The 16,980-nt window shown below is 47.9% G+C and carries 16 protein-coding genes; 10 read left to right on the plus strand and 6 right to left on the minus strand.

The window, feature by feature from the left end; all coding sequences use genetic code 11:
* The first annotated feature begins 28 nt into the window (after positions 1-28).
* Positions 29-1,939, plus strand: a complete 1,911-nt coding sequence (locus tag D8Y20_RS03130; RefSeq protein WP_161957564.1) for a GspE/PulE family protein — start codon at positions 29-31, stop codon at positions 1,937-1,939.
* Positions 1,936-2,796: an HDOD domain-containing protein gene (locus tag D8Y20_RS03135; RefSeq protein WP_121541579.1), complete on the plus strand. Its 861-nt coding sequence runs from the start codon at positions 1,936-1,938 to the stop codon at positions 2,794-2,796. The genes D8Y20_RS03130 and D8Y20_RS03135 overlap by 4 nt, the downstream gene beginning before the upstream one ends.
* An 11-nt stretch (positions 2,797-2,807) precedes the next feature.
* Here the strand turns inward: D8Y20_RS03135 and D8Y20_RS03140 are convergent, their stop codons facing one another.
* Positions 2,808-4,022 (minus strand): HDOD domain-containing protein, encoded by a 1,215-nt coding sequence (locus D8Y20_RS03140; protein WP_121541580.1) that lies wholly within the window; start codon positions 4,020-4,022, stop codon positions 2,808-2,810.
* Between the two features lie 200 nt (positions 4,023-4,222).
* Between D8Y20_RS03140 and miaB the strand changes: the two genes are divergently transcribed.
* From miaB to D8Y20_RS03175, 7 genes are read left to right on the plus strand one after another with little or no spacing between them, the layout of a single operon-like run.
* The gene (miaB, locus tag D8Y20_RS03145) at positions 4,223-5,581 is read left to right on the plus strand and encodes a tRNA (N6-isopentenyl adenosine(37)-C2)-methylthiotransferase MiaB (protein ID WP_121541581.1); all 1,359 of its coding nucleotides are present in this window, start codon (positions 4,223-4,225) and stop codon (positions 5,579-5,581) included.
* 24 nt (positions 5,582-5,605) lie between these two features.
* A complete protein-coding gene (locus D8Y20_RS03150; RefSeq protein WP_121541582.1) occupies positions 5,606-6,568 on the plus strand; it encodes a PhoH family protein in 963 nt (320 codons plus the stop codon).
* Positions 6,546-7,025 carry an rRNA maturation RNase YbeY gene (gene ybeY / locus D8Y20_RS03155; protein WP_236075216.1) on the plus strand — a complete coding sequence of 160 codons (480 nt, stop codon included), beginning with the start codon at positions 6,546-6,548 and terminating at the stop codon, positions 7,023-7,025. The genes D8Y20_RS03150 and ybeY overlap by 23 nt, the downstream gene beginning before the upstream one ends.
* On the plus strand, positions 7,022-7,939 hold the full coding sequence (locus D8Y20_RS03160; protein WP_121541583.1) for a hemolysin family protein: 918 nt from the start codon (positions 7,022-7,024) through the stop codon (positions 7,937-7,939). The genes ybeY and D8Y20_RS03160 overlap by 4 nt, the downstream gene beginning before the upstream one ends.
* 5 nt (positions 7,940-7,944) lie before the next feature.
* On the plus strand, positions 7,945-9,438 hold the full coding sequence (gene lnt / locus D8Y20_RS03165) for an apolipoprotein N-acyltransferase (RefSeq protein ID WP_236075217.1): 1,494 nt from the start codon (positions 7,945-7,947) through the stop codon (positions 9,436-9,438).
* An 8-nt stretch (positions 9,439-9,446) separates the two neighbouring features.
* Complete coding sequence (locus D8Y20_RS03170; protein WP_121541584.1) at positions 9,447-10,436, plus strand: NAD(P)H-dependent glycerol-3-phosphate dehydrogenase; 990 nt, start codon at positions 9,447-9,449, stop codon at positions 10,434-10,436.
* Between the two features lie 2 nt (positions 10,437-10,438).
* Positions 10,439-10,975, plus strand: coding sequence for a Smr/MutS family protein (locus tag D8Y20_RS03175; RefSeq protein WP_121541585.1), 537 nt, complete (start codon positions 10,439-10,441; stop codon positions 10,973-10,975).
* A 309-nt stretch (positions 10,976-11,284) separates the two neighbouring features.
* Here the strand turns inward: D8Y20_RS03175 and D8Y20_RS03180 are convergent, their stop codons facing one another.
* The gene (locus D8Y20_RS03180; protein WP_121541586.1) at positions 11,285-11,764 is read right to left on the minus strand and encodes a peptidylprolyl isomerase; all 480 of its coding nucleotides are present in this window, start codon (positions 11,762-11,764) and stop codon (positions 11,285-11,287) included.
* 338 nt (positions 11,765-12,102) lie between these two features.
* Between D8Y20_RS03180 and D8Y20_RS03185 the strand changes: the two genes are divergently transcribed.
* The gene (locus D8Y20_RS03185; protein ID WP_236075218.1) at positions 12,103-12,591 is read left to right on the plus strand and encodes a TerB family tellurite resistance protein; all 489 of its coding nucleotides are present in this window, start codon (positions 12,103-12,105) and stop codon (positions 12,589-12,591) included.
* Positions 12,592-12,718: 127 nt separating this feature from the next.
* On the opposite strand, the gene D8Y20_RS03190 is transcribed toward D8Y20_RS03185, so the two are convergent.
* The 4 genes from D8Y20_RS03190 to D8Y20_RS03205 all read right to left on the minus strand — a co-directional run bounded on the left by D8Y20_RS03190 (position 12,719) and on the right by D8Y20_RS03205 (position 16,980).
* Positions 12,719-13,699, minus strand: coding sequence for an aminoglycoside phosphotransferase family protein (locus tag D8Y20_RS03190; RefSeq protein ID WP_121541588.1), 981 nt, complete (start codon positions 13,697-13,699; stop codon positions 12,719-12,721).
* Positions 13,689-14,405 (minus strand): SPOR domain-containing protein, encoded by a 717-nt coding sequence (locus D8Y20_RS03195; RefSeq protein WP_121541589.1) that lies wholly within the window; start codon positions 14,403-14,405, stop codon positions 13,689-13,691. The genes D8Y20_RS03190 and D8Y20_RS03195 overlap by 11 nt, the downstream gene beginning before the upstream one ends.
* A 35-nt stretch (positions 14,406-14,440) precedes the next feature.
* Positions 14,441-16,162 (minus strand): arginine--tRNA ligase, encoded by a 1,722-nt coding sequence (gene argS, locus D8Y20_RS03200; RefSeq protein WP_121541590.1) that lies wholly within the window; start codon positions 16,160-16,162, stop codon positions 14,441-14,443.
* 197 nt (positions 16,163-16,359) lie between these two features.
* Entirely contained in the window at positions 16,360-16,980 is a 621-nt protein-coding gene (locus D8Y20_RS03205; protein WP_121541591.1) for an OmpA family protein, read from the minus strand.

The following is a 16,980-nucleotide window of genomic DNA, read 5'->3' on the forward strand; positions in this document are numbered from 1 at the left end:
TCCTCTGCCGAGTATGCCAGGAGAAAAGATGAGCCAGGAGAACAATTCCGCCACCGACCCAACACATCAAGCCTTAATGGACGCCCTGGCACCCTGCCCCGGTGGCTATTTTGCAGCAATGCTTATTTCTGAATCGGTCTTGTGCGATACCGATGTTAAAAAAGCTATGCGTGTTCAGCACAAACTGGGCAACAATAAGTTGCTCTCTACCATTTTCGTTGAGCTTGGCATGCTTACTGAAAGTGACCAGCGCCGACTGATTCGTAAACATGGCACAAGCTTCCGTATCGGTGAATTGATCTGTGAACTTGGTTATATCTCGCTAGAGCAATTGCAACAGGCTGAACAGAAGCTCGCAGTATCACCTGGCAAACGGATGGGTGAAGTGATTCGCGAACTGGGGCTTATTGATGACAGGCAATTGGCACAAGCACTGTCGGAGCAATTAAACCTGCCCTTGGTGCATGTCGATATTGATACCGCAGACCGACAACTGTTGCGTAAATTCCCCGTCAAATTTATGCGTATGCATTTGACTGTGCCATATGAGGCCAGCGAAACCAAGGTATCCATTGCTACGGCCAACCCCATTAATAATAATGCTATTGAAGAAATAGAGCGCCAACTCAGAAAAAAAGCCGTCATCTCGATTGCGGCTGAAAGTGCCCTGTTATCCATGCTGGGCAAACTAGAAGCGGCGGGCAATAAGGGTGAAGCACATGATCAGGTCGCAGAGGTCGTAGATAGCATCTTACTATCGGCTATTCGCGAGGGTGCCAGTGACATTCATATAGAACCTATGGATGATAAAACACGCATTCGTTTGCGTCTCGATGGTGTATTGATTCATAAAATGGATCTACCGCCTGAATTGGCTCAACGTACCATCGCTCGTATCAAGGTATTGGCTGAAATGGATATTTCAGATAGCCGCCGCCATCAGGATGGTCGATTCAGTCGCGAGGTTGGTCATGTTACGGCCGATTATCGTGTCTCGACCTATGTGACTATCTATGGTGAGAACCTCGTAATGCGTGTTTTACGCAGTAGCGGCGGGCTAAAAAGTATTGAACAGATCAGTATGAGCAGAGGCTTGCTTGAGCGTTTTAAACATGAAGCGCTCGATGTACCAACGGGCGTTATTCTGATTACCGGACCAACCGGCTCGGGAAAAACAACCACCCTGTATGCCGCGATTGATTATCTGAACCGTCCCACTACAAAAATCATTACGGTGGAAGATCCGGTGGAATATATTGTGCCCGGCATTATTCAATGTTCAGTCGATAACACGGCTGGCCGCTCTTTTGATGAATCATTGAAATCAGTCGTGCGCCAGGATCCGGACATTATTGTGCTCGGTGAGGTGCGCGATAAAAAGTCTGCACAGGTAGCCGTGCAAGCGGCACTGACAGGGCATAAAGTATTAACCACATTTCATACAGAAGACTCGATCGGTGGTCTGTTGCGATTGATCGATATGGGTGTGGAAACATTTCTCATCTCATCCACCGTTGTCAGTATTTTGGCCCAGCGCCTGATTCGAACCATCTGTCCGGATTGTCGTCAGGCGTATATGCCCAATAAACGGATTGCCAATTTAATCGGCATTGATGATGTCACCCTGCGTGAGCACACCTTTTATCGCGGCACCGGTTGCGGAACGTGTTATGGCACAGGCTATCATGGGCGTACGGCGCTGCATGAATTGCTCGTGCTCAATGAAGATGTCCGCGAAGCCATTATTGCCCATAAATCATCTCAGGAAGTGCGCCAGATCAGTTGCAATAGCACCGATCTCTTATCGCTGATGGAAGATGGCTTGTACAAAGTATTGTTGGGCTTAACCACTGCTGAAGAAGTGTATCGCATTGCACCGCGTTCACCATCTCATCGTAGCGTAGAAGAAATTTATACATTGATGGGGCATGAGACATGAGTCACGATATCTTTGCACTGGCTACAGAAATACGGCGTCGCTTTCGCGAAGGTGATGCCCGTTTGCCTATTTTACCGGAAGCCGTCATTGAGGTACGTAAAATAGTTCAAGATGAAGAGAAGGGAGCTGCAGATATCGCGCGCGTGATCGGCAACGATACCACCTTTTCCACTACTGTATTGCGGATTGCCAACAGTGCGCGTTTTAAAACGGGCTCACATGAAATTCGCAATCTCTCGATGGCCATTCAACGCCTTGGCGGACGCCGAACATTGCAGTTAATGACGGCTATTTCAGCGCAATTGCATCTGGCCGTGAAAGACAAAGGCTTGCAAGCACTGCTGCGAGAAAGCACGCAACATTCACTGCTGGTCGCAACCGCAGCCCAACATATGGCTAAACTGATCGGCAGTGTTGATCCTGAAGAGGCCTTCATGGCCGGGATGCTATTTGATGTCGGTGTGTCAGCCATTGTCTGCGCTGTACCCAAAGAGCTCGCCAGTTGTAATATTGAAGAGAGCCACCATATTCTGAGCCAATTGCACAGGGAAATGGGAGGGCGTCTGCTCACCTATTGGGAGATGCCTGATTCATTCATTTCACTGGCTTCACATCACGGCGTTGAATCCGATGACCGCCCACGTGAAAACCTTATTGACCTGATTGATGCCGTACAATTCATGCTTGCCGATAGTGATTATAAATCACCCTTTGATGATATCCCGGAAGGTGTTGATGCCCTGCATTATCCTCCCATGCAACGGCTTGGCATTAACGAAACACATCTTGCTGCTGTTGAAGTTGAGCTGGAAGATGGGTTTGAAGAACTGCAGAGCATTTTCAGCCTTTCATCATAACTCATTCATCATCACGGTTTAGATGCAAAAAGGTCGGGGAATGATAACTTTAAGCGTTTGATTTCTGCCACTATTTGCCTATACAGTGATTCACTTTCAAGAGGGATAGACATCTCCTGTTGTACAAACTGCGGTGTTTCATGCAAACAGGATCGTCGAGCTGATAGCCAGATAGAATCATGCAGTATATCTGCTTCACTTTGGTCTGTTTCGGCATTGCCTGCTTCAATATAAGCTGCAGCAGCTTCTCCCTCTGTCATCAGTTCTTGTTGAAGCACATGCTGTAAAATCAGGTGCGCAGTATGCAAACTCAGCATGGTATGCTGGAGATCCTGTGGTAAACACTCGGCTTTCTGTACCGTCGGATGATGGTGAAAAGAGATCGCATTACGAACCAATGCGGGTAGTTTCCAATGCAGAGCCAGCATCATACCCGCATCAATATGCGTATAAGCCAGCGCTTTTTGCTCAGCAGCGAGCGTAGGCATGCCCTGATCAATCAATGCCTTGAGTTGATCCAAGGTGTGCTCATCCTCAATATGCAAGATCACTAACTTACCAATATCATGCAGCATCCCGATCAAGGTAGCGTCATGGCGGCTTACCTGTCGGGCAGGTTCAACCAATATCCTTGATAATATGGAAATAGCCTGACTATGGAACCAGACATGGCGAACTTCTCTTTTACTTTGCTCACTCGCTCCCAAATCAGGGGCCAGCACACGGAAAATAATGCTACTGGCCTCATCCAATCCAAGTCGCGCAATAGCCAGCCGAATATTACTGATCTCTACACCACCTGGCACAACGTAGGCTGCTGAGTTACACATTTTCAAAATATGTGCGGTCAGCACCGGATCTTGCGCCACACATTGGCCCAGTTCACTGGTAGAAGCGTCATCTTGCTGCAAAACCTGTTGTATTCTGTGCCAAATTTCTGGCATGGGTGGTATTTTAGTGATGCGTGCTAACAGATGTTCACGTGTTGTTTTATCCAGCGCAGGTGGAGCATTCAAATCATATAGATGCATGTCCGGCTTAAGCTGCGCACTATGCTTGAGCACATAAGCCACAGATTCTTCACTATAGGGAACATTGTTATCAAACTTACGTTTAGGAGTTGTTGTTTTGTTGCCCTTACTGCTATTTTTAGATGATTTCTCTATTGGAAGAGGTTCACTCTGGCGGCCAAAGAGATTATCGAAAAAACTACGCAACCAGGACACATCAACCTCCAATTATCGTAAATGAAAACATACACGCCGGCATAAAAATCGTGATCCTCATTTACATTTAGCTTATTCATTTTATTTTAATTCTGTCGTGCTTTTATCGCGTTTCATGACACTTGAGCAAGTATTCTGCCATAGGTCTGAATCAACAGGGTTTGCTTGCACCGATATACCCATTTAGCGTTGGCCATCACATGAGTAAACAAGCCAATACCCCGAAAAGCCTCGATACCCTCTTTATCAAAACTTACGGCTGCCAAATGAATGAATATGATTCAACGCGCATGGCCGATATGATGAAAGAAGCATACGGACTTCGTTTGGTCGCCGCACCTGCCGATGCCGATGTTATTTTAATGAACACCTGTTCAATACGCGAAAAGTCAGAAGAAAAGGTCTATTCTGAACTGGGACGTTACAAGAAACTCAAAGATAAACGTCCCGATATGATTATTGGTGTAGGTGGATGTGTTGGCCAACAGGAAGGTGAACGTATTCAGCAACGTGCACCATATGTAGATATTGTGTTTGGCCCTCAGACCTATCACCGCTTACCCGAAATGGTAAAAGAGATTCGTCGTGATCGTGTCTGCCTCACTGAAGTTGATATGCCTGAAATTGAAAAGTTTGATCATCTGCCTAAAGCAAAAAGCCATGGTTTCGTAGATTGTGTCACGATCATGGAAGGATGTGACAAATTCTGCACCTTCTGTGTGGTGCCTTATACGCGTGGACCTGAACTCTCTCGTCCTGTTGCTGACATTTTAGAAGAGTGCACACAATTGCTGGCTGGTGATGCCCTTGAGATCAGCCTGTTAGGTCAGAATGTCAATGCATATCGCGGTATAGGACCTGATGGTGACGAGTGGGATTTTACCATGCTGCTATATGCTGTCGCTGAATTGGAAGGGTTGAAACGCCTGCGTTTCTCGACCAGCCACCCCATGGAAATGACTTCAGAGTTATGCGTTGCATTCGGCGAGATACCGCAATTGATGCCATATCTGCACCTGCCCGTTCAAAGCGGCTCAGATCAAATACTAAAAGCGATGCATCGCGGACATGATCGTGAACATTATTTTCGCATTATTGATGAATTGCGCCAACATTGTCCTGATCTGGCTTTATCATCAGATTTCATTGTTGGATATCCGGGAGAAACCGATGCTGATTTTGAGGCGACTCTCGATCTGATACGACGTGTTGGATATGACACGGCCTATTGCTTCAAATATAGCCCTCGCCCCGGTACGCCGGCTGGCAAATCAGCAGATGATGTGCCCACCGAAGTGAAAGATGCGCGCTTGCAACAGCTGTTTACCCTGATGCGGGAACAAACACGCAGTGCGATGGAGTCTTCCGTGGGTAAAACCGTGGATGTGTTGGTGGAAAAAAACAGCCGTGATGAAGGCGATATGCAAGGTCGGACATCAGATTTCAAAATTGTGCATTTCAAGGGTAATCCACGCCAAATAGGTCAAATCATGCCCGTGCGCATCACAGAAGCATACGGCCAGTCGCTACGTGGCGAGTTGGTTCTTACGGGTGAATAACGCTATCTCAACAGGCTTTTATATATGACTATCTCTCTGCGTCTTGATACGCTTGATACAGTTTCTTTACGTAATCTATGCGGCGCAGACAACTGGGTTCTGAGCCGGGTAGAGCAATTTTTTCAGGTGCGCTTTATCGGTCAGCCGGGCAATTGGAAAATTGAAGGCGACCGCCCTGGCGCTGCCAGACAAGCCATGCACAGGCTGCAACAACAGCTGTCCAGGGAAGCATGTGAACTTACCGATGTTGATGTGGAAGGCGTCCTGCGCGATAACGATGCGGATACAGCAGAGGACAGCAGTGATGCAATACATGCTGATGTACTCATTGCAGGTCGGCGGCGTATCCGTGGGAAAACAGTCAACCAGCGCAGTTATTTAAAAGCTATTCAGCAAAAAACGCTGACGCTGGCTGTAGGCCCTGCCGGTTCCGGTAAAACCTATCTGGCCGTAGCTGCGGCAGTCGCCGCGATGAACACCAATCAGGTGGAACGCATCATTCTCACCCGCCCTGCGGTAGAGGCCGGTGAGCGTTTGGGATTTTTGCCTGGAGACATGCAGCAAAAAGTCGATCCCTATCTACGCCCGCTTTATGATGCGATGGCTGATATGCTGGGTGTAGAGAAGATGCAAGCGTTGATCGAGCAAAGTCGCATTGAAGTGGCTCCATTGGCCTATATGCGCGGCCGTACCCTCAATGATGCCTTTGTGATACTGGATGAAGCGCAAAATACAACGCGCGAACAGATGAAGATGTTTCTCACACGTTTGGGTTTTGGTTCAAAAATGGTCGTGACTGGCGATATCACCCAAGTGGATCTGCCGAGACATCAAAAAAGTGGGCTTTTACATGCCCTGCAGGTACTCGAACATGTCAGTGATATTGGTCTGTGCCGCCTGAGTAGTAGCGATGTGGTACGTCATCGACTGGTCGAAAAAATCGTCAATGCCTATGAAGACCGTGATGATGACCCTAGCCATGATTGATATTGTCATTGATGAAGATATCGCTTTCGAACCTCCTGCTGACATGGATAAAGCTGTGCGTGTAGCCTGTGAAAGTGCCGGTGTGGATACAGAACAGATCGATTTATGTGTTCGTTTTACCAGTGATCAGAGCATACAAAGCATGAATAAGCAGTGGCGCGGTAAAGATAAGGTTACCGATGTACTGTCCTTTCCGATGCAGGAGCCCCCTTGCGATACATCTGAATCATTGGGAGATATTGCACTGGCGGTGCCGTTTATTCTGCTTGAAGCAGCACGCTTAAAATTACCGGAAGCCGATCATATCCGGCATCTGATCATTCATGCCACTCTACACCTGCTTGGTTTTGATCATATTGATGATGATGATGCGCAAAAGATGCAAAATCTTGAGCAACAAGCTATGCATAACTTGGGTTTGTATGATCCCTATCCGATGGATGCGGAACAGCTATGAGTGTTATTCAAGGCTGGATGAAACACATACGCAAACAGATCATTGATCACATTCGTCCCGGACGCGATGAACAAGAGTTGTTGGCTGTATTGGGGCGCGCCGAAGCGGTGCAGTCTGATGCGCAACGTAGCATGCTGGAGCAACTGATCGAGTTCCATGATACACGTGTGCGGGAAGTGATGGTGCCTCGCTCAGAAATCCATGCGGTTGAAGCTCAGGATAGCCTTGCAGATATCGAACAGGTGATGCTTACACATGGCATCAGCCGTTTACCGGTGATGGATGGCGATATTGATCACGTATTGGGCGTTGTGCATGTTCAGGATGTGGTCAAAGCTCGCCTCAGTGGTGAAGCGCCAGCCCTGGCAACACTCCTGCGCCCCTGTTTGCGTGTCCTTGAGCTTGAACAGGTATCCGGGCTACTGTCTGAAATGCGTCAACACTCATGCCGGATTGCTATCGTACTGGACGAATATGGAGGCACGGCAGGGCTTATTTCACTGGCTGATTTGCTTGTCGAAATTATCGGTGAAATTGGTGAAGATGGTGAAGATGAAGAAAGTGAACTGGAGACGCTTGCCGATGGCAGTTATATGGTGCTGGCACGTATGCACATCGAAGAGTTGGCTGAAGCACTGGGCATACAACTGCCACAGGGAGACTATGATACCGTCGGTGGGTGGCTGACCGCTCATCTTGGCCGAATACCCAAGGTTGGAGAACAGCTCAAAGTGCGAGGCTTGCAGATTCAAATCATCGAAGCAGATCCACGCCGCATCAGTAAACTGCGTATTCAACAGCTGACCAAGAGTAGTGCTAAGGAGCTCAACACGAAGAGCACTGATTCTTATCGGTTCAAAGCTGATCAGGTCATCACAACAGCGCGCCAATCCGATCTAGATACAAAAGCATAACGATCATGTTTGAGAGCAAGAGGTTTTACGCGTTTGTATCATTCCTGTTTGGCGCGCTTATGCCATTCTCTTTCTCGCCGTTCGATCACGCATGGTTGGCAATTCCTGCCCTTACCGGTTGGTTGTGGCTTATCCGGCGGGGAGAATGCCCGCTGATTGCAGGCTTCTCCTTTGGTTTAGGCTGGTTTGCATGTGGAGCATGGTGGGTCGCTCCAACCTTGCACACTTATGGAAATATTCCCTGGATAGCTGCTGCTTTTTGCGTGCTGCTACTTGGTGCCGTATTGGCATTATTTCCCATGTTATGGAGCTGGTTAACGTGGCGTATTGCTAAAAAAGGAGGCTGGCTGTTGTTGGTGTTTCCAGCCATAGCAGTGCTTGAAGAGTGGCTAAGAGGACATTTGCTCACAGGACTGCCGTGGACAGCGCTTGGTAACCTGCTGCTTGATACGCCAGCCATTGGCTGGGCCTCCTGGTTCGGCGTGTATGGATTAGCGCTCATTCCTGCCATGTTGGCTGCATCCATTGTCTTGCTCATCCCGCAGTCTGGATCAGATCCAGCTGAAAAATGTGATAACAAGCGCAATCAGCGTATTGGAGCAGTCGGTTTGAGTATCACGCTACTGCTCTTTGCATTGGCTCCCACTCCTCCAGTCGCACAAGGTAAGCAACATTCGGTAGCGCTGGTGCAAGGTAATATTCCGCAGGATCAAAAGTGGGATGCGGCATTTGTCGGCGAAACCATGCATCGATATGGCTCACTCTCTGCTGGTGTCGCAGAGGCAGTGGATCTCATTATCTGGCCAGAAGCCGCTATCCCTTTCTTCTTGGAACGTGCTCCGGGTTGGAATCAGTGGTTAAACGAACAGATGCAAACTTGGCATACACCTCTGTTATATGGTGGTCTAAAATTAATGGGGGGGAATGCCGCTCAAAACGGTTTGTTTGCCCATGATCCAGCGGTGCCCGAACAATCCTTTGTCGGCAAACACCATCTTGTGCCTTTCGGTGAATATGTGCCGGCATGGATTCCTTTTTTACATACCCTGGTACCGGAGATTGCAGATTTCAAAGCGGCTGATGATCTCGGTGTAGTGCAGGTGCGTGGTATCTCCTACGGCTCTTTGATCTGTTATGAGTCGCTATTTCCTGAAGAAGCCAGAGGCCGGGTGTTGGCTGGGGCAGAAGTGCTTGTGAATGTGACCAATGATGCATGGTATGCAAAAACACCGGCCGCATGGCAGCACTTTCAGGCAGCCCGCATGCGGGCCGTGGAGACAGGACGCTATGTGCTGCGTGCAGCCAATACCGGCGTTACCGCCATTATTGAACCCAATGGCGTAGTCAGCCATCAACTGCCGTGGTGGACTGCGGCAGTGTTGCAAGGTTCATTTGTCAGTTCCAATATGATCACACCTTATGTACGCTGGGGTGACTGGCCATTGCTCATTGTCTTAATGCTGCTGCTCATGCCAGCAATCATCAATCGCGAGCGATAGGAGAAGAGATGAGAGGAGAACATGTATGTGTGCTGGGGGCAGGCTCCTGGGGAACCGCATTGGCTCTGGTTCTGGCTCGTTCCGGAAAGCGTCAGGTTCGTCTATACACACGCGAACAGGATCAGGTTACCCAGATTAACCAAACGCGGGAAAACAGCGATTATCTGCCCGGTATAAGCTTACCCGATAACATTCAACTCACTTCATCCCTAGAAACTGCTATTGCCGATATCGATGCCTGTATTTATGCCTTGCCGTGCATCGCCGTTGATGATTATTTGCCCCAGTTAGCCGATGGAAATTATCCGGTTATAGCTGCCTGTAAGGGTTTGCATCCAGATCATATGACCCGCAATGATGAAATGCTGGCCCAATATATAGATCGTTCACGTATCGCCATTTTGTCCGGCCCCTCCTTTGCGATGGAAGTCGCACAAAATCAGCCTACAGCTATCACCATGGCTGCTGAAACACTTGCGTTGGCTCAACAGGCCGCCACCTTTTTTGATGATACCAATTTCCGTGTTTATCTCAGTGATGATGTGATCGGGGTTGCCATGGGTGGCGCACTGAAAAATGTTATTGCAATCGCCGCAGGTATGGCTGATGGATTGGGTTTTGGTCATAATGCTGTCGCAGCAGCCGTTACCCGTGGTTTAGCAGAAATTGCCCGTTTGACCGAGGCTTGCGGTGGCCGCACTGAAACTCTGATGGGGCTATCAGGTCTGGGAGATCTGGTGCTCACATGCACTGGAAGCCTGTCACGTAACCGACGCTTCGGTATGGCCATTGCAACAGGAAAAACGATTGATGAAGCTAAAATTGAAATTGGTCAGGTGGTTGAAGGGGTAAGAACGGCACAAGCGGTGGCGCTCATGGCCAAGAAGTTCGGTGTCGAATTGCCATTAATGCAAAGTGTGAATCAGATTCTGGATGGTAAACTTGATATCCAGCTTGCACTGGCACAACTATTATCACGACCCGAGCGCCCTGAATAAGGATGGACAAAGACGATAACCAACACCTCTTTGCCGAGGCCATGGGGAAAGTTAAACCACTTCAAAATAGTGACAAAGTCCACATTGAAAAAATAAAACCAACAACCTCGCGCAAAAAAATAATTCGGCGATCAATACATCTACCGGATGTGTCTGAAGCAAGCGGGCAAAGGCCTCATGCCAGTCAGAATGATCCCTGGTTATTCATCGCTGATGGTGTTTCCCAAGATACCCTTAAACGCTTGGCTGCTGGCAGACCCGCCATTGATATGGATTTCGACCTGCATGGCATAACGCGTGATGCTGCTTTAACCCTGCTGCAAGACGGTGTTGCACAAGCGCTGCAGGAAGGCATGCGTGTCTTATGTATTGTGCATGGCAGAGGCCTGCATTCACAAGGCAAACCGATATTGAAACAGGCAGTCTATCACTGGCTGAGTGAAGGGCCTTTCGCGTATATGGTATTGGCAGTCATGCCACAGCCGAACAGTGGTGGTGGCGCATGTCTGGTGTTATTGCGTCGTCAGCACAAACAGTAATGCCCGCGTGTATTCCGGGCATCCTGTCCTTCACCCCTCTGGGGCCGACATGCTGTGTCGTTCAATTCATCAATCCTGATGAATCGTGGCGGGCATTACAAACAGGTCAATCGCATTAAAGTACTTAAAAGCTTTTACCGTAATCCCCCAGGGGAGTCTCTCTTGTGTGAGCACACTCACCTTCAGTACGCAGAGTGCCGCAGAGTAAAGACAAAACATTTGCAAAAAACCTCATGTCTACGCTCAGGTTCCCATGGTTTTTCTGATCATTGTATTGATTTCTTTGCGATAGAAATTACTGAATAATGATTAGTGTGAACAGCCTGCTGTATGCACATGTCCGTGTTCAAGTTCATCTGCTGATGCATCACGTACTTCTGCTACCGAAACATCAAAGTGTAAACGTTCACCAGCTAAGGGGTGATTTCCATCAATGGTAACATCGTCGCCATCGACTGCTGCAATGCGAATGACTTCAACGCCTTGCTCAGTCTGAGCCTGGAATTCCATACCAACTTCAATCTTTTCAACACCTTGAAACATACTGCTTGGCACAACTTGAGTGAGAGCCTTGTTATATTCACCATAGGCCTCAGTAGGGTTAATGCTCACCTGTAAGGCATCGTCAGCGACCTTGCCTTCCAGCGCTTTCTCTAAACCGGGAATAATATTCTGTGACCCATGCAGATACACCAGTGGCTCTGCGCCTTCTGATGAATCGATGACGGTACCGGCATCATTTTTTAATGTATAATGGATGGATACCACTTTGTTTTTTGCAATCTGCATTGGCTTCTCCTGAAATAAATCTAACAAGGCCTGCACACTAACAAACAAAAAGAGGCAAACAAGTTTACCAGAATACCGGCACGCAGTGGTAGATGTCATGCATGAGCATAAATGAGGCATCATGATCCATGCATAGTGGGTGTTGAAGAGATACTGTTAATGTTTTGGCATCTAATCTGCTTATACATATTCCAAAGGACATCCAATTGCTTGTTTGTGTCTGCACGCCGTCAAATACGTTATGTAATGGCGTTGTTTTGACAGCTGAATATGCTGCAAGTATGTCCATAAATTGACGGTGGCCTGCGCAGTGCTCGCCAAAAAATATGGAGGTTCATATGCTTAAGACAATACAAGGATGGTGGCGCAGAGAAGAGGGCGCCCAGCAAAGGCCTGAACTCACACTTGCGATTACTAAACTCATGGTAGGCATGATGTCGATGGATGGAAAAATTGATGATGACGAGCAGGCTGAAATCGTAAAGTTGCTAGGAGAGCAATTTGAACTGACTACTGAAGAGAGCTCCAAGCTAATTGAGCAGGCTAGAGATACCAGTCGCGCGGATCTTCGCATTGATCTGGTGGTAGATCAGATTATTGATCAATATAATGTTGAAGAACGTACTGCCATGCTGGCCAAACTTTGGCGTGTTGCGATGGCCGATGGTAATGTCGCATTTCTGGAAGAGCAGTATATTAATCGCATTTCAGGGCTTATTGGCGTGCCTTCTGATGCATTGGCAGAGCTTAAAGCGCGCCAGGAAGACAACTTTCCTGAGCTTGATCAGTCAGGCCGCTTTCAACATCCAGATCCGGTAAAAAACTGACCCTTGGGTTACCATACTCTGCCGAGCTGAAAAGATGCAGGGGTATTGCGTCCCGCTTTAGTATGGTTCATACGCATTTGAGAGGCATTGCTGCCTCTCATTGAAAGCCTATATTACGTTTATTCAGTTATACGGATTCAACAAATAGAAGGGGGATATCATCTTCGGAGATATGCAAATCATTCATCTCTTGTCGCAGGTGTTTTTGTGTCAGTGGAATTTCATCAAGAAACTGTGTTTTGCCATCGCGGCGAGCTAGGCGTGCAAAAATACCTATCGCTTTGATATGACGCTGCAGAGCGGTTAAACGCAAAAGCTGATGCCAATCATTAAAATCATCGAAATATTTGGAGTGTCGTTCCGGCAGCGCGGCAAAGAATACCTTGCTCCAATGCCGACGTTCTTGTTCCGGGTAATCCTGGTAGCAATCATATAATAACGATGCCAGATCGTAAGTCACAGGCCCCATGACAGCATCCTGATAATCAATCTGTCCAAGTGGTAAGCCAGACGCGGGCAGCATCAGATTGCGGCTATGATAATCCAGATGTACCGGCACCCGTGGTAATGCAGCCAGGCGGTTCAATGTGTCTGTCAGAGCAATATGAAAGGTGTTGCGCTCATCATTGCTCGGGTGCTTCACTGTCAGTTCAGGTAGATACCAATCCAGATAGAGATCACACTCACGGCGCATTCTGTCCACATTGAAAACAGGCAGCACCATCTCAGGCTCAGATGCTTGCAACAGATGCAGTTGAGCCAAGGCATCCTCAAACAGAGGCTTCATTTCACCTGCTGAGGCACGAAAACTAGCCCATGATTCATCACCAAAATCTTCCATCAGCAGGAAGCCTAATGTCTGATCTTCTGCTTTTAGACTTGAAACACGCAGACCGGCCCGCTCAAGCCATGCGCGCACTGCCAAAAAGGGTCGCACATCCTCATGCTGTGGTGGTGCATCCATTAACACAAAATGCTCATTGCCATGCTCTATTCTGAAATAACAACGAAAAGAAGCATCACCAGCCAAAGGGCGGATCGATACATCATCGCCAAGTACCTGTTTTAGCCAGCCCTGGCGGGCTAAGGCCCTCGCGTCAGTTGCCACGAATGAGCAAGCCTTTGAGGTGCATCTGCATTTCTATCTGCATCTGTTTATTCTCGGCTACAGCCTTAGAAACAAACGGACCGGCATAGACACGATACCACAAGCCTTTTTCACCCAAATCAATTGACCGTACAAAGGCAGGAAACCCAGCTTTCTTAATTTTTCTTTGCACTGGATCAGCATCACTCTGGTGACGGAATGAAGCAATTTGAATACGATAAGGATGGCCATCAAGCGATGTGTTGTTCACCGGCACTACGGATGCAGTACTGCTTGAAGCGGGCTTATTGTTGCTGACATGGCTGGGTGTTGCGGCCTTTGATACAGGCTTATCTTCAGCTTTGGCCGTGACCGGAGCAGGCATTACGGATTGCTTGGGCAGAGACTTATAAAACTGGAGCTCACCAACCTTGGTGTGAGCGCCTTCTTCGGCTTTAGCTTTCCACTGCTCAACCAGTGCTTCTAATGTTTCAATCCGTGCAATGTGTATCTTTGCTTCAGCACTCTTCGCCTCCAGCTGAGCTTTCATAGCATCGATATCGGTTTGGTTATCTGTGTGCTTATCGTTTCCTGCACCTAGCCAAAACCCTGCGGTAAAACATATGACAGCAACAAAGATAATGGCTACTACAGGCAGCGCTGAAGCGGCACTACTAGGTGCCGGAGTTTTACTTGGTGCAGCATTATGTGCAAAGTCCCTTGCCATTTAATTACCTTCTCCGCGCATCGCAACTGCATCCATTACATACGTTCCGGTGTAGAGACACCCAGAATAGATAGACCATTGCCAATCACTTGTGCGACTGAACGGATCAATAGTACTCGCGCAGCAGTCAGGGTTGTATCTTCACTGACAACTCTGTTTTTGTGATAAAAGCTGTGAAAATCAGCCGCCAGACGCATGACATAGGTCGCCACACGGTACGGCTCAAGGCGTTCTGCTGCTTTTTTCAAGGTGTCGGGGTAGGCCAGCAACTGTGCGATTAAACGCTGCTCTTCATCTGCTGTTAGTACAGACACATCTATATTTTCAATGGCGTTACCGTTGATCAGCTCTGCATCAACACCCTCATCCAAGGCTTTGCGTAAAATTGCCTGAATACGAGCATAAGCATATTGCACATAATAGACCGGGTTTTCGTCATTCTTCTTCTTGGCGGCTTCCAGATCGAAATCAAGCTGGGACTCCACACGACGTGTCATAAAGTTAAAACGCACCGCATCGGAACCCACTTCATCGACTACTTCACGCAGGGTGACAAAGGTGCCTGCCCGCTTGGACATTTTTACAGGTTTACCATCACGGGTCAGATTGACCATCTGCACCAGAATGACATCAGGCTGAGCCTCGGTCTGTATCAAGGCTTTCATCGCTGCCTGAACGCGGGTGACATAACCACCGTGATCAGCACCCCAGACATCAATCATGCGATCAAAACCACGCTGATGTTTATCAAAATGATAAGCAATATCGGCAGCAAAATAGGTTGCCGTACCATCCTGCTTGGCTAGTGGTCGATCCACATCATCACCAAAGTCAGTGGTACGGAAGAGTAGTTGTTCAACAGGGGTGTAATCGGAGACTTCCTTGCCTTTAGGTGGTGGTAGAACACCTTTATATACCACGCCATCAGCGCGCAACTGCTCAATCAATGCCTGTACACGCCCACTGCGATGCAAGCCTTGCTCGGAAAAGAAGAAATCAAATTTAATACCAATTGCAGCCAGATCTTCACGAATCATGCTCATATTACCATCGATAGCATCTTGAGATATCGCCTGTGTACGCTCGTCATCAGAGAGTAGGCTTAAGGTTTTATAGTCATGTTTTTGAAGTAATTCACGTGCGATCTGCACAATATATTCCCCCGGATATGCACCTTCGGGAAAATCAATCTTCTCACCTTCTAGTTCCTGCATTCGCAACCAGACACTATTCGCCAATACGCCAATCTGTGCACCAGCATCATTGATATAGTACTCGCGCTGAACATTGTGCCCTACTGCCATCAATACATTAGCCAGTGCATCGCCCACAACGGCTCCACGACCATGGCCGACATGCATTGGCCCTGTTGGATTGGCGGAAACAAATTCTAAGTTCACCTTCTCTGCATCATCGGCCACAGCTATCCGGCCATACTGAACACCTGATTGGATGATTGTTTTCAAAGCACTCGCTTCAGAAGCTTGTTTCAAACGAATGTTGATAAAGCCCGGTCCTGCGATATCCGCATGTTCAACAGCTTCAGGCCAGATCACTACATCAAGAATGGAAGCAGCAATTTGCTGCGGACTACGTTTTAATACACGCGCCAAGGGCATCGCAATATTAGCTGCATAGTCTCCATGATCTTTCTGCTTGGGGCGGTTCAATGCAACCGGAGGCATAGGTGCATCAGGATGCTCCGCCAATAATGTTTCCAGTGCTTGCTGTAGTGCTTGTTCCAGTGCTTGTTTCACCTTGGTTCTCCATTGCTTCTTCAACTAAAATCCGAATCATAACCACGTATCTGCTGAATACTATCTATGGTCATAAAAATTCGTCTGGCGGATATGTCATTTGATCATTATTTCCACACATTATCCCATAATAAATCTCAAACCGTCAAAAAAAATGCGGGCCGCAAGCGACCCGCATTCATTCATCGCTTTTTATGTTATTTTGACAATACGCGAAGTTCTACGCGTCGATTTTTAGCACGTCCGGCAGAATCTCTATTGCTCGCTACAGGCTGAGATTCACCATAACCGTGTGAAGTCAATCGCTGTGCACTAATACCATGTGAAATAAGATACTCTTTCACGCTGGATGCGCGGCGTTCAGACAGTGCTTTATTATATGCTTCAGACCCACTGCTATCGGTGTGCGCGGCAACTTCAACATTGATCTTGCTGCGTTTATTCAATGTTTTAACACCACGATCCAGTGTCGCAATAGACGCTGGTTTAAGGGCGGCACTATCGTTGGCAAAATAAACGCCATCGAGATTGATCACTTCAACCACCACGTTACAACCTTTACGCGCTTTTTCATGCGCTGCTTTAGCTTGTGCTTCAGCCCGAGCAATCAACTCTGAATTTTCTTCAGGATGATAACCAACCTCTGTCAGTTCATGTGCAGCCCAATACAAGGATGCTACAGCCTGAGCTTGTAACTTAGGTGCACACCTTTCAGCGCCTGCTGCTTTAGCAGCAGCAATAGCATTACGCGCAGCATCAAGTTCGCTGGTATTCGTGTTCATGGAATGCGCACAAGCAGTCATGGAAAGGGCAGCCAA

Origin of the sequence: Mariprofundus sp. EBB-1 (assembly GCF_003665155.1) — a bacterium.
Lineage (GTDB): Bacteria > Pseudomonadota > Zetaproteobacteria > Mariprofundales > Mariprofundaceae > Mariprofundus.

Bases quoted from the DNA above. Each gene is read 5' to 3' on its own strand.
- D8Y20_RS03130 (WP_161957564.1), top strand. From the start codon at position 29: ATGAGCCAGGAGAACAATTCCGCCACCGACCCAACACATCAAGCCTTA.
- ybeY (WP_236075216.1), top strand. From the start codon at position 6,546: ATGATGACCCTAGCCATGATTGATATTGTCATTGATGAAGATATCGCT.
- D8Y20_RS03160 (WP_121541583.1), top strand. From the start codon at position 7,022: ATGAGTGTTATTCAAGGCTGGATGAAACACATACGCAAACAGATCATT.
- D8Y20_RS03150 (WP_121541582.1), top strand. From the start codon at position 5,606: ATGACTATCTCTCTGCGTCTTGATACGCTTGATACAGTTTCTTTACGT.
- D8Y20_RS03185 (WP_236075218.1), top strand. From the start codon at position 12,103: ATGCTTAAGACAATACAAGGATGGTGGCGCAGAGAAGAGGGCGCCCAG.
- miaB (WP_121541581.1), top strand. From the start codon at position 4,223: ATGAGTAAACAAGCCAATACCCCGAAAAGCCTCGATACCCTCTTTATC.
- D8Y20_RS03180 (WP_121541586.1), bottom strand. From the start codon at position 11,764: ATGCAGATTGCAAAAAACAAAGTGGTATCCATCCATTATACATTAAAA.
- D8Y20_RS03195 (WP_121541589.1), bottom strand. From the start codon at position 14,405: ATGGCAAGGGACTTTGCACATAATGCTGCACCAAGTAAAACTCCGGCA.
- D8Y20_RS03175 (WP_121541585.1), top strand. From the start codon at position 10,439: ATGGACAAAGACGATAACCAACACCTCTTTGCCGAGGCCATGGGGAAA.
- D8Y20_RS03135 (WP_121541579.1), top strand. From the start codon at position 1,936: ATGAGTCACGATATCTTTGCACTGGCTACAGAAATACGGCGTCGCTTT.
- lnt (WP_236075217.1), top strand. From the start codon at position 7,945: ATGTTTGAGAGCAAGAGGTTTTACGCGTTTGTATCATTCCTGTTTGGC.
- D8Y20_RS03170 (WP_121541584.1), top strand. From the start codon at position 9,447: ATGAGAGGAGAACATGTATGTGTGCTGGGGGCAGGCTCCTGGGGAACC.